Annotated in this window: 7 protein-coding genes; 3 read left to right on the top strand and 4 right to left on the bottom strand. The window is 60.8% G+C overall.

From position 1 onward, the window contains the following. Window positions 1–45: 45 nt before the first annotated feature. From AC3WK5_RS14270 to AC3WK5_RS14255, 4 genes are all read right to left on the bottom strand, one after another. A complete protein-coding gene (locus AC3WK5_RS14270) occupies window positions 46–879 on the bottom strand; it encodes a PA4824 family protein (protein ID WP_371919118.1) in 834 nt (277 codons plus the stop codon). Window positions 880–1526: 647 nt separating this feature from the next. Continuing rightward, complete coding sequence (locus AC3WK5_RS14265) at window positions 1527–6305, bottom strand: hemagglutinin repeat-containing protein (RefSeq protein WP_103316098.1); 4779 nt, start codon at window positions 6303–6305, stop codon at window positions 1527–1529. 107 nt (window positions 6306–6412) lie between these two features. Beyond that, the gene (locus tag AC3WK5_RS14260; RefSeq protein ID WP_103316097.1) at window positions 6413–8140 is read right to left on the bottom strand and encodes a ShlB/FhaC/HecB family hemolysin secretion/activation protein; all 1728 of its coding nucleotides are present in this window, start codon (window positions 8138–8140) and stop codon (window positions 6413–6415) included. Between the two features lie 109 nt (window positions 8141–8249). Then, window positions 8250–9407 (bottom strand): MFS transporter, encoded by a 1158-nt coding sequence (locus AC3WK5_RS14255; protein ID WP_103316096.1) that lies wholly within the window; start codon window positions 9405–9407, stop codon window positions 8250–8252. Window positions 9408–9507: 100 nt separating this feature from the next. On the opposite strand from AC3WK5_RS14255, the gene AC3WK5_RS14250 reads away from it, so the two are divergent. From AC3WK5_RS14250 to AC3WK5_RS14240, 3 genes are all read left to right on the top strand, one after another. Continuing rightward, the gene (locus AC3WK5_RS14250) at window positions 9508–10272 is read left to right on the top strand and encodes an AraC family transcriptional regulator (protein WP_103316095.1); all 765 of its coding nucleotides are present in this window, start codon (window positions 9508–9510) and stop codon (window positions 10270–10272) included. 102 nt (window positions 10273–10374) lie between these two features. Beyond that, on the top strand, window positions 10375–11502 hold the full coding sequence (locus AC3WK5_RS14245; protein ID WP_103316094.1) for an HlyD family secretion protein: 1128 nt from the start codon (window positions 10375–10377) through the stop codon (window positions 11500–11502). Then, window positions 11499–13091 (top strand): DHA2 family efflux MFS transporter permease subunit, encoded by a 1593-nt coding sequence (locus AC3WK5_RS14240; protein WP_103316093.1) that lies wholly within the window; start codon window positions 11499–11501, stop codon window positions 13089–13091. The genes AC3WK5_RS14245 and AC3WK5_RS14240 overlap by 4 nt, the downstream gene beginning before the upstream one ends. Window positions 13092–13093 lie beyond the last annotated feature (2 nt).

The following is a 13093-nucleotide window of genomic DNA, read 5'->3' as shown; positions in this document are numbered from 1 at the left end:
CGCCACAATGCACTGGCGGGTGAGGTGAACTGAACAACCGGCTGTTTAAAAACGCAGCGTGGCACCGGTGGCAAGCCACCGTTCACGGTCGTTGTTCAGGTGGCGTCCGACCACCAGATCGATATCAACCTTTTTGCCCAGATGCAGACGAGGTCCGGCCTGCCAGCCCTGATCTGCACCCTGCTGGCCGAAGCGTTCGGCAATCAGCGTCAGGGATTCGGCCAGCGCGTACTCAACGCCTGTGCCCCAGGTCCAGCTGCGTTTCTGTCTGCCGTCGTCGTATTCATGGGTCCAGCCGGTGCTGACGTTCAGGCGCAACGACTCGACAGGTTGATACGTCATGGGCAGGGTCAGGTCGGCGCCATCGAAGGAGTGGCGGCGGTTGAGGGCGAAGTTCGCGCCTGCGGCAAGGGCCACTTCCAGCCCCAGTTCGTCATCGCTGAACACCTGTGCCTTGATCTTCGGGCTGACTTGGGTCTCCCTGTCGCCATCGTCGTGGCCGTGGGACACCGCGGCGCCGAACTGCACCGAGGGCAGCGCCTTGAACGTGCAGTCCTGGGACAGCTCCGTTTCATGGTTCGACTGTTGGTGGCGCTGGCTTTTGTACCAGACGTCGACGTTGCATTCGCCGGGGGCGTTGATCGAACCGTCGTCGACCACATAGGGGCCGCCGGCGGCGTGGGCTTTGGAAGCGAGAGTCAGCAGGAGGGAGACGCCAACGGCCACACCGACAAACACCAGGTTTTGCCGCATGACCCCGCGTTTGTGGGGAGACAGATCTTGAAGAAAAGCAGTGAATGAACCGGCCTCAATGGCCTGCGCAGTGATTTTCGAGTGGGCGGTCCGGACGGTGCGGCAAGGTGTGTAGTTCGGCATGATCGACCTTGAATACTTGTTCACGAAAACGCTCCTCATGAATATAACGAGGAAGGTTTGCGACGGCTAAAGTTAATGTCTTCAACAATAAGGCAGTGCTCGGGCATTGAGAGTTACAACTAGGTTCTTCGGTCATCTTCGACGCTCCTGATCTTTCATTAATGGCCATGACGAGGCATGACTACCCAACTTGGCCGGACAGAATTCATTTCAACTTATGACAACTTTATTTCATCCGAAAACGTCTGCCACCGGCAACCAAGCCTGCCTTGAAACCCATGCAGGCCGCCACCAACAGCGTTCACCATCAAAAAACCGGTTACACACTGATACACATCACGAAACATCAGCACACTTATTTCTGATAGGCGCACACCCAAACAAACACTACCAAAGTGCTTGATCAGCGATACCCCCTCAACTAAAGAGTCGTTCTTCGGATGCGCCGGAGTATATCCACCGAGTTACTGACTTGTCCGCACTCAACAGAAAGCGCGCACTGTTTTCTGAATGATGTTCAGGTAGCCGACAGAAATAACAAGTGAACTTATTAGTTACCGCAGTCGAAAGCAAAGCCCCCCTCCTGTTGCCAGGAGAGGGGCTTTGTCGTTAGCGCAGGCCAGTGATACCGGTCACCGGCCTGATCCGGTTCAGAGGTTTTTCTCGTCGATACCGGCTTGCAGCACCTGAGTCTCGTAATGGCCACCGGCGCTCAGCGGGCCGAGGTTGAACTTGCGATCCTTGGCCGTGGCGGCGTCAGGCGTTTGGGTGAGTTCGTCCTTGGCGCCGGTCGCCAGGTTGACCGCAGACTTGGACAGATTGAGGCCAACATCGGCCCGGTAGTCGCTGCCGCTGAGGCTGGTACTGGTGACCCTGGAACCGCCCAGATCCACCGAACCTTCCTTGGCAGAAATCCGTGCACCGGTCAGTTGTGTTTCCCCACCGACCCGAAGGTCGACGCCTTGGCTGCCGCTGATGCCGGACGCCTGGGTAACGCTGTTTTTGCTGGTGTGGCTGACGTCCAGGTACAGCGTCGGGGTGTACGAGGTTGCACCGCTCTTGTCGCCGAACAGCGCGCTTTGGGTAGCGTCGGCGACCTTGCTGCCGGCGGAGTCTTTCGCGTTGAGCGAATAACTGCCACTGCGGGTCAGTGAGTCCTTGGCCGAGGCCAGCCCCTCGACACTTTTATCGACGGCAGTTTCCAGCTTGTCGCGATGGCTGTCGAAAGCCTCCTGGGCCTTGCCCTCAACCTTGTCCTTGAGCGGGCCGGTGGTCTTGGCCAGTTTGCCGACAGCGCCTGGCTGATTTTTCTCTGCATTCAAACGCAGATCGATGCCGACCTTGACGCTGCTCTCATGGTCTTGACGACTTTCGAGCGTGAGATCACCGCCAACCTGGCCGCTGACCTGTTTGGCATCGATGCGGGCACCGGCCAACCGGGTGTCGCCAGCGCTGTTCAGCACCACGCTGTCAGCCTGGATGTGGCTGTTTTTCTGGGTGGTGCCGTTGCGGTTGTCGACGTCGATTTTCGCTCGCGCGTCGAAGCCATGGCCGCTCTTGGCAACGTCCTGATCGTTGGTCGCCGACGGTGTGGACTTGCTCGCATTACCGCCAGCGCCGAGGGTCAGTCCCCAATTGTTGATGGCCTGAGTCGATTGCGCCGACTCCAGATAGATCCCGCCCTGCTGAGCATCGAGGGTCACGCTTGGCGCACTGACCTGAGTGCCTTGCAGGTGGATCGCATCAGCAGCGCTGGAGCCGCTGCTCAGCAGCACCGGGCCCTGGCTGTTCAGACTGCCACCCTTCAGGCTCTGGCTGTTTTCGCCGACCCGGCCGATGTTGAAATTGGCACTCAGGTTGCCATTCAAGCCGCTGCTTTTCTCGGTACTGCTTTTACCGCCACCGAGATTGAGGCCACCGCCCAGATTGCTGCCAGTGGCGCTGTGAGTCTCCGTTGCGGCTTGCAGATCGAGCTTGCCACCCGCATTCAGCGAGATATCAGCCACCTTGTTCACCACCGTGCCGATGGTGGTGCCTTGCAGCACTTGATCACCGCCACTGCTCAACTGCACCGGACCTTTGCCCTGAATACTCGCGACCCGAGCCTGGCTGTCGTCGGTCTGGTTGGCCTTGTGATCGAGTTGGAAACCGGCGCCCAGATTGACGTTGCTGCCTTCGGCGCCGGGGTTGGTGCCGACCGTCAGCGAGCCATCGCCACGCAGGCTGGAGGTGTTGCCGCTCTGATGGTCATTGGCCTGATTCAGCGCCAGATTGCCGCCGGTCTTGATCGCCACACCGCCCTGCCCGCCGTTGAACTGACTGCCTTCGTACTGGCCGTCACCGCGCAGATCGATCTTCACGCCCTGATTGCCGGCATAGCTGCCGACCACGGCTTTGGAGCTGGTCTCGGAAGTCTGGCGGCTACCACCCGCCCCGCTGCCGCGCACGTTCACGTCTTCGCCGGTGGTGGTGTAGACGCGAACGCCGACCTTGGCATCCACCGCTTGCTCGCTGCTGCTGTGAGTGTTGGCGGCCGCCGTCGCGACCTGACTGTCAGCCTTGATCGTCAACGCGCCGTCGGTTGCACGGTATTGGCTGCCCTGATCCTTCAATTCACCCGCCACCTGGACGCCAACCGCCCCGCCCTTGAACTGGCTGACCACAGCGTTGCTGTTTTGCTCGCTACGGCTGTTGTTCGAATGACCGACCTCGACATCGATGCCGACATTCGGCTGCGTGAGGTTATCCAGCAAACCCGGTTGCTGAACCTTGCTCTGGGCCACGCCTTCAATGGCTTTGGCAACAGGACGGGCGATGCCTTTGTACTCGACGTTGGCACCGACATCGACCGACCAGTTGTTCTCTTTGTGGGAACTGCTGTCGGTGTTATCGGCAGCCTGATTGTCGACCCGCCCCGCCGTAACCTGAAGCGTCGAACCGGCGGCAACCTGCGCGCCCTGGGTGGTCAGCGTGCCGTTGCCGGCGTTGATCTGCAGCTTGCCGCTGCTCTCGACACCGGTGGTACGAGCCGTGGTTTTGGCGGTGCTGTCCTGACTGCTGCCGTGGACGAAATCGACGCCGCTGCCAGCGCGATCCAGACCACCGGTGTAGTAGAAACCGCCAGCGTTGCGAGTGGTGTCCGTGGTGCTGGAGGTGCTGTCGTGTTCAGCCAACAGCGCAACGTTCTGCCCACTGAGGCTGACATCCCCGGCAGTGGCTTTGACGTTGGCACCTTTGAGCGTCAGGTCGCCGCCCGCCGTCAGTTCGACGTTGGCGCCGGTCAGGCTCGAGCCCTGCTGACGGGTTTCATTGGCGGTGGTGGTTTGTTGTTTGTCTTCATAGTGAATGCCGGCGCGGTACTGACCGGCACCTGGCGCATTCTCTTTGGCGTAGGCATCGAAACCACGGTTCTGGCTCGAGGTGCTGCTGTCTGAAGTGTTCTGGGCCGAGCTGACTGTCAACTTGCCCGTCGCGTCCGCACTCAGCGAACCACCGGCCGAGATATTGGCGCCGACCACGTCGATGTCCTTGGCGCTCTTGAGTGCAAGGTTACTGTCGGAACTCAGCTGGCTGCTGACGGTGGTGCTGCCCTTGAGGTTCTGGCGGCTTTCATCCTTGGCGATGCCAAAGAATTTGCTGTCCTTGTCATGGCTGTTGCTGTGCGAGGTGTTCTGCACGCCATCGATAGTCAGCGAGCCTTCGTCGCTGATGACACTCGCCTCGGTCCGGCCACGCACCTGGCTGCCGCTGATACGCACGTCGTCAGCCTTGACGATTAATTTGCCGTCGGCGTTGATCTGGCTGCCCTGATTCAGGGTCTTGCCCTGATCGGCATCGCCGGTCTTGCCGAAGAACCCGCCACCGACCAGATCGCCCGAGTACCCGTTCTTGCTGCTGCGTTGCGTACGGCTGGCGCTGCCGATCTCGACCTGTTTGCCAGCAAGTTGAATGTCGCCCTTGCTGCTCAGCTCCGCGCCTTGGGAAGACAGCAACTCGCCGCTGCTGATCGCAATGTTTTTGCCCGCCTTCAACTGGCTGGCGACGCTGCGTTGCTCTTCGCTGCTGTTGTTCCAATCGGCCTTCCACAAGTGCTTGCGGTGCTTACCCTGATCGGTCTGGGTACGGGTTTCGGTGGCTGCCGTCAGGCGTAGATCAGCACCGCTGTCGACCTTCAGGGTTTCGCCGGCCTCGACCTTGGCGGCCTTGAGTTCGGTGCTGGCGCCGGCCTTGAGTTCGGCAGTGTGACTGGCCACGACCTGGCTGCCGTGCTGGCGCGAGTCGCTGTCGGTCTGGGTCCGGTCGTAGGTTTCCCACGTGATGCCGATGGTGTTGTTGTTCCAGTTCTCGCGTTTCTCCTGAAGCTTGCGCGCTTCAACGCTGCTCAGCGTGAGGTTGCGCCCGGCGTCGAGCTTGACGTTGCGGCCACTGACATCCGCCGCCGCCAAGGTCAGGTCCTTGTCACCGCGCAACGCAACATCGCCCTGGCTGCTGCGTACTGCGCTGCGGGTGACGTCGAGGCTGTTAGGCAGTGCCTGGCCGCTGATCTGCAAGTCGCCCGCGGATTGAATCTTCACGCCGTCACGGCCTTCAACCTGGACCGGGCCGACCCGCACACCCGCGCCTTCGGCGGTGCTGACAATGTTGATGCGTCCGGCCTGCATGGCACCGAACAGGCTGGCATCGATGCGCGAATCCTGAGTGGCGCCGGCAGGATCGACGCTGCGCACCTGACCACTGGGGTAATCCAGCTGATTACGGCCGGCAGTCAGGTTCAATTGGTCGCGCGCATCGATGCGGCCCAGGCTGTCGATGCGCGGGGCGATCAGGTTGATGCTGCCTTCGCGGTTCGTCAGGCCCTGGCCCTGGATCTGCAATTGGCCGGTAGCGTCACGGGTGTTGAGCCCCTGCAATTTACCGTCGTTCAGCTCGGGACGACCGACCACCAGGTTGGCATTCGGAGTGTTGATGAAGCTGCCGCCATTGACCGAGATACCGTTCGGGTTGGCCAGCACATAGTCGGCCGGGCGCCCGAAAATCTCCTGCGCGCCGTTGACGGCCGAGGCGTTACGGCTGATCACTTCGTTGAGGATCACGCTCGCTGCCAGCCCCTGGAACTGCGGGTTGGCGGCCAATTGCCCGGCGAGTTGCGACTGCCCGGCTTGCAGGGCGTTGTTCAACACCAGCCCCTGCCGGTCGACGTTGTAATCGAGAAACTGGTTATGCGACAGACCGGCGCCATTGGGTGCAACGATATTGACGATTGGTACACCAGCCTGATTTTGCAGCTGCGGGGTGCCGCCTGGACCGGGTGCGACCGTCAAGCCACCGGCAAACGCCTGAGGCAATTGGGCAACGAGAAACAGGCTGGCAATCGCCCAACGCAACTTGCCCCGAGGGGAAAGGTGAAACGCGAACTTTTCTATCGGCATGAGAACCTCTCAATAAATTGACTGAATCAAGTTGCGCGTTGGGGAGTGCGCCGCTGCTGTCGCGCTCAGATACCGCGGCTGTTTCAGGCTGTCGGGGATGACGGTTTTCATATCTGCAGGCCCAGGCGCATCAGCCAGGTTTCGGGTTCATTCCCAAACCCCTTGGGCGTGTTGAGGCTGCGCTGGTAGTCGATGTCGACTTGCAGGTTTTTCCAGCTCAGGTTGAGCCCGGCACTGGCACCGCTCAGCCGTTGGCCTTGGGCACCGTGATCGGCCTTGAGCCAACCGTTGTCCAGGCCCAGGCGTGGGGTGATTTGCACCGGCAGGCCGCTGTTCAGTGGCAAGCGCAAGGTGTTGCGCCAGAGCGCTCCGCTGGCGCCGGATGCGCTGTTCTCTCGGTAACCACGAACAGCGGAATCGTCGGTACCCAGCAGTTGTTCGATGGCCGGCAGCGGGTCGGGGCTGTATTGCAGCGAGAGCTGGCTCTGCCACTGCCAGGCTTGCCCGGCAAACTGGCCATTGCGCCACTGACTGAGGTTCGCGCGGTATTTGCGAAACTGCGCCTTGGGCAGGTTGCTGTTCTGGCGCTGGGCATCGTCGTCCGCCCCCAACCAACGCAGCCCCTGGGCATAGTTGATGTCGAGGTTCCACACCGCGCTGTTGAGCCAGAACAGGTTCAACCCGGCTTCGGCCACGGTCAGCGTCGGGCTTTGAATGCCGAGGCGAATGTTCTCCAGATAACTGTCGACGTCCTTGTGCGCCAGTTGCAGGCTGGCGCTGAGCTGATGCCCCTGATCACGCCACAACACACGGTCGGCGCGCAGGCTGAGCTGGTCGGTCAACCCGCGGCTATACAGCGTGGTGCTGCTGAGTTTGAACGGTGCACGGTATTCGGCATGGCTGGCGAACAGGCTGTACGTCCAGTAACCGTACGGAATGGCGTAATACAGGCTGGCGTTGCGGCTATATCGCGGGCCGTGGTTGAGGGTGTCGCTGAGATTGATGCTGAGCAAATCGTTGAGCTGCAACGGGCTGTCCAGACTCAGGCTCAAGGTGTCGCGATCGCGCCCGGTGCTGGCGCTGCCAAGGTTGTCCAGGCCCAGCCCCAGGGCCCAGCGCGAGGCGGCGCTGCTGCGCGAACGCAAAATGATCCGCGAGGCACCGGGCTGGCTGCCGGGGGCGATGTCGGCCGTCAGATCGAGTGAGCGCAAGCGGTTCAACTGATCCAGGCCCTGCTCCAGATCGCGCAGGTTCAGCGGCTTGCCGAGCATGCCGGGAAAGGCCCCGCCCAGTGCGACCGGCAAGCTCTGATCCTGCAGTTCGATGGACTCGACGTAACCTTCATCAACCCGGATATCCAGCGACTGACCGGCTGCCGGGGCACTGACCAGGTACGGCCGACTGGCGATGTAACCGGCATCCACATACAAGCGGGTGATGGTCGCCAGCAGATGATTGATCTGGCCGACACCCATGCACGAAGCGATCTGTGGCTTGAGTTGCTCATTCAGTTCATGACGGTTCAACAAGGTGACGCCGCCAATGCGCGTCCCGCTCAAGGGCCAGCAACGTTCATCGGCAGTGACCTGCGCGGGCAACGCCGGAGTACTTGGCGCCGGCCCAAAGCTGCCGCGTTGCAATTGGCGGCGACGTTGTTCCAGTTGCAGTTGTTGCAGATCGCGTTGTTGCTGCTGTTGTTGGCGCAGCCCTTCCTGTCCGAGTGCCGAGGGTTCTGCAGCCTGGAGCGCAGCGATGCTCAGGCTCAGCAGCGCGGCCAACAAACGTGGAAAGAAGGGGGTGGAAAAACGCGGGACAACGGAAAGCGAAAACGGCACTCAACATCCTTGCATTCGATTAACTGGCCTAATGCCACGCTATCAATTGGCGTGATAGTCAAACCCTGACTACACAAATGCAAGACGTTGCCTACGTCGTATTTAATAATTAAACATCACTACAGTTTTTGCCGATCAGGCCGTGCGCGCTCATCCACCCGCTCAAAAATACTGCCAGAACCCCACACATCAACAGCGTCCCACCCAAAGATTGGCTCCAGGCCGCAAGCATCAGACCGCTGCCGATCAACAGGTAATACATCAAGCCAAACAGCGCACCGGCAGTACCCAACCGATCGCCATAACCGGTCAACGCTGAGCCGAGGATATTCGCAATTGCCATCCCGAATGCCAGGGCCACCAACAGCATCGGCGCGATAAACCAGACGCTGGCGCGCAATCCCAGTACACCCAGCGCGCCGAGCAATGCCACCACGGCCGCAATGCCGATCAGCTGCTCCACCTTCATGCCGCGCTTGAGCAAATGTTTGTTCAACGCTGCCCCCAACCCCGATCCCAGCGCCAGGACCACACCGCTATAACCGAACAATTCAGGACCCAATCCCAAACGCTGAAACTCAAAGGGACCCAGGCTGTAATAGCTGAACAGAGCGATGTTGAACACTGCCACCAATGACGCCGCACGCCAGATCGCCACGTCTTGCAGCATCCGCCGCAAGGTAGCGAACAACGGTGGTATCGAGACGTTGTCCGGTCGGGTTTCCGGCAAGGTCCAGGCGCTCCAGCCGAACAGGATCGATGCCAGTATCAGCAGGCAAACCAATACGCCTCGATAGCCAAACCCGCTGACCAGGCTGGTGCCGATAAACAGACCCAACGCCGGACTGATCGCCAGCGCCATGCCCACCATCGAAAACACTCGGGCCAGCGCCTGGCCACTGAAGCAGTCGCGCAACAAGGTTTGCGTCACTACCGAACCGACCGCTGCACCAAAGGCCGCCAGCGCTTGCGCCGCCAGCAGACCACTGAAAGTACTGACACCCAGCGCCATGACCGAGGCCAAGGCATACAACGCCAGACCGGCGAGCATCGCCGGTCGCCGACCGATGCGATCACAAAGCCGCCCCCACACCACGACACCAGCAGCGAACGCCAGGAAATACACCGACAGGACCTGCGTAGCGGCTGCGGACGTCACTTCAAATGCCCGGCCAATATCGGCCAGCGCAGGGCTGTAGAGGGTTTGCGCGATCTGCCCGAACATCAACAAGGCAACGGCCAGGCGCAACAGGTTGTTTGAATTCATGACGGCTTACTCACCAAGAAGGACTGGCGGTGATTTTAAGGAGCCGTCACTGACGTATTATCCAGACCCGGACAACAAACCACTTAAATCGGACAACCTCATGGCCTGGCTTGAAGCACAAACCCCCTTCGACCCGGACACTCATGAGGCCGATGTCATCGGCATTGCCGCAAGCCTGGGCGACCACGACTCGGGCCTGCACCAGCATCAGCGCGGGCAATTGCTGTTCACCCGCCGGGGCTGCACCCGGATTACCCTGGCCGATCAACTCTGCCTGTTACCGCCATCGCGCGCGGCATGGATTCCACCACGAGTGCGCCATCGAGCGGTGATGCAACTGAGCGTCGACTACCGGTCCATTTACCTGACGCCGCCACTCTCGACTCAATTACCCCATCAAGTCTGCGTGATCGAGGTCAGCCCATTGCTGCGTGCGGTCTTGGAGCCGATCGCCATGGCCCCGTTCGACACAGACTGGCGTCAGGGCAAATTCGTGCATTTGCTCGGGCTGTGCCTGAGTGAAATCCGCGAAGCCATCCACCAACCGATGCTGCTGCCCTTGCCTCGGGATAAACGCCTGGCGCCGTTGCTGAGCCTCCCCGAACAACTGCCGCCGCAATTGCAGGTATTGGCGACAAGGGTCGGCGCCAGCAGCAAAACCATCGGGCGGATTTTCCAGCGGGAAACCGGCATGGGTTATCAACAGTGGCGACAGCAGTGGCGACTGATGCGCGCCATCGAACTGCTCGCTACCGGTCGCAACATCAGTTACAGCGCTTTTGAACTGGGCTTTGCCAGCGACAGCGTGTTCATCGCCTTTTTCAAGGCCATGACCGGCAAGACGCCAGGCACTTATTTCAAATGATCATCGGCAACCGACGAGCGGCCGGAAAAATCATTTGTCAGAAAATATTACTTACATCATATTATGCTCGTAATAACGACTGCTACCCCATAGGGGATTGCCATGACCAACCTGAACGCCGTTGATCCTTCCCTTGCCGTGCAACCTGCGCGCCCGCCTCTGCTCAAGCGCCTACTGCTCGCCGTTGCGGGCCTCTTTGCCCTGGCGTTGATCGCCCTCTACGGTTCGCACTGGTGGACCAGCGGCCGCTTCATCGAAGAAACCGACGACGCCTACATCGGTGGCGACGTGACGGTGATCGGGCCGAAAGTCGCCGGTTATGTCGAAGAAGTGCTGGTGACCGACAACCAACGCGTCAAGGCTGGCGACCTGCTGATCCGCCTTGATTCACGCGACTATCGCGCCAGCCTGGCCAAGGCCGAAGGCGCCGTTGCGGCGCAAGAAGCGCTGCTCGCCAATCTCGATGCCACGGAGCAATTGCAGCATGCGGTGATCGGTCAGGCGCGCGCCGGGATCGATGCCGCCGGTGCGGAAACCGCCCGCTCGCGGGATGACAATGCCCGCTACAAAAAACTGGTCGGCAGTAATGCGGTGTCGGTGGAAAGTGCACAACGCGCCGATGCCACCTTCAAGACGGCTCAAGCGCTGAGTGCCAGGGCACAAGCCGAGTTACTCGCAACGCAACGGCAGCTCGACGTGATCGCCACCCGCAAGCAACAAGCCAAGGCGGCGTTGATGCAGGCGCGTGCCGAACGTGATTTGGCCCAGCTGAACCTCGGCTACACCGAACTGCGCGCACCGGTCGACGGTGTCATCGGCAACCGTCGGGCGCGGGTTGGCGCCTATGCCCAAGCCGGTTCGCAACTGCTCTCGGTGGTGCCGGCCAGCGGATTGTGGGTCGATGCCAACTTCAAGGAAGATCAACTGGCGCACATGGTGCCGGGGCAGCGCGTGAGCATTCATGCCGATGTGCTTTCGGGCCGCGAATTCCATGGCCATCTGGACAGCCTGGCGCCAGCCACTGGCGCGCAGTTCAGTGTGTTGCCACCGGAAAACGCCACCGGCAACTTCACCAAAATCGTCCAGCGAGTGCCGGTGCGGATCCTCCTCGATCCGGCCGACGGCGTGCTCGGCCAATTACGTCCGGGGCTGTCGGTGACCGCCTCGGTTGATACCAAAACCGCGCCCAAGGAAACCACCGTTGCCATAGCCCGGGCCAGCGCACCATGAGCCGCGCCCTCATCGCCCAGGCAGTACCGTTCAATGCCGCGAACATGGCAACGGCGACCAAAGTGTTTGCCTTCGCCACGATGTGCATCGGCATGTTCATCGCACTGCTGGATATCCAGATTGTTTCAGCCTCGCTGCGTGACATCGGCGGAGGGCTCTCGGCCGGTACCGACGAAACCGCCTGGGTGCAAACCAGCTACCTGATCGCCGAAATCATCGTGATTCCGCTGTCAGGGTGGTTGTCGCGGGTGTTTTCCACCCGTTGGCTATTCTGCGTCTCAGCGGTTGGTTTCACCCTGGCCAGCTTGCTCTGCGGCGCGGCCTGGAACATCCAGAGCATGATCGCCTTCCGCGCCCTACAAGGTTTTCTTGGCGGCTCGATGATCCCGCTGGTGTTCACCACGGCATTCTTTTTCTTCACCGGCAAACAACGGGTGATCGCTGCCGCGACCATCGGTGCAGTGGCCTCATTGGCGCCGACCCTGGGGCCGGTGATCGGCGGCTGGATCACCGACGTGTCGTCCTGGCACTGGCTGTTCTACATCAACCTGGTGCCGGGGATTTTCGTCGCCGTCGCGGTGCCGATGCTGGTGAAAATCGACCAGCCGGAATTGTCCCTGCTCAAGGGCGCGGATTACCTGAGCATGGTGTTCATGGCGCTGTTTCTCGGGTGCCTGGAATACACCCTGGAGGAAGGTCCGCGCTGGAACTGGTTCAGCGACCAGACGATTCTGACCACCGCGTGGATTTCCGGGCTGGCGGGCCTGGCGTTTATCGGCCGGAGCTTGCACGTCAACAATCCAATCGTTGATCTGCGGGCGCTGAAAGACCGAAACTTTGCCCTCGGCTGCTTCTTTTCATTTGTCACCGGGATCGGTCTGTTCGCGACCATTTACCTGACACCGCTGTTCCTCGGCCGGGTGCGCGGTTATGGGGCACTGGACATTGGTCTGGCAGTGTTTTCCACCGGGGTGTTCCAGATCATGGCGATTCCGCTGTATGCCTTTCTGGCCAACCGCGTCGACCTGCGCTGGATCATGATGACCGGCCTTGGGCTGTTCGCATTATCGATGTGGGACTTCAGCCCGATCACCCATGACTGGGGCGCGCGGGAGTTGATACTGCCGCAAGCGTTGCGCGGAATTGCCCAGCAATTGGCGGTGCCACCGGCGGTGACGCTGACCCTGGGCGGGCTGGCCCCGGCGCGGTTGAAGCACGCCTCGGGGTTGTTCAACCTGATGCGCAACCTGGGAGGTGCGATTGGTATTGCCGCCTGCGCGACGATCCTAAATGACCGCACCAACCTGCACTTCACGCGACTGGCCGAGCACCTCAACAGCAGCAATGAAGCCATGAACCAGTGGCTGTCACAGGTCGGCAGCAACTTCGCCGCCCTGGGTCAGAGCGGCGACGCGGGCGTGACAGCCAGCCTGCACCAACTGTGGCTGCTGACCTACCGCGAAGCCCAGACGCAAACCTATGGCGATGCGTTTTTGATGATCATGGTCTGCTTCATGATCGCCACGCTGATGGTGCCCTTGATGCGCAAGGTGCAAGCACCGGCTGCGCCGTCGGCAGACGCCCATTGATC

The sequence above is a fragment of the Pseudomonas sp. FW306-02-D09B genome, assembly GCF_058782685.1.
Note: the sequence above shows the minus strand (reverse complement) of the source record. Positions and strands in the feature narration are given on the sequence as shown.

What these genes read in the sequence shown, in the direction of transcription:
- AC3WK5_RS14255 (WP_103316096.1), bottom strand. Translation starts at nt 9,407, where the DNA reads ATGAATTCAAACAACCTGTTGCGCCTGGCCGTTGCCTTGTTGATGTTC.
- AC3WK5_RS14265 (WP_103316098.1), bottom strand. Translation starts at nt 6,305, where the DNA reads ATGCCGATAGAAAAGTTCGCGTTTCACCTTTCCCCTCGGGGCAAGTTG.
- AC3WK5_RS14250 (WP_103316095.1), top strand. Translation starts at nt 9,508, where the DNA reads ATGGCCTGGCTTGAAGCACAAACCCCCTTCGACCCGGACACTCATGAG.
- AC3WK5_RS14245 (WP_103316094.1), top strand. Translation starts at nt 10,375, where the DNA reads ATGACCAACCTGAACGCCGTTGATCCTTCCCTTGCCGTGCAACCTGCG.
- AC3WK5_RS14240 (WP_103316093.1), top strand. Translation starts at nt 11,499, where the DNA reads ATGAGCCGCGCCCTCATCGCCCAGGCAGTACCGTTCAATGCCGCGAAC.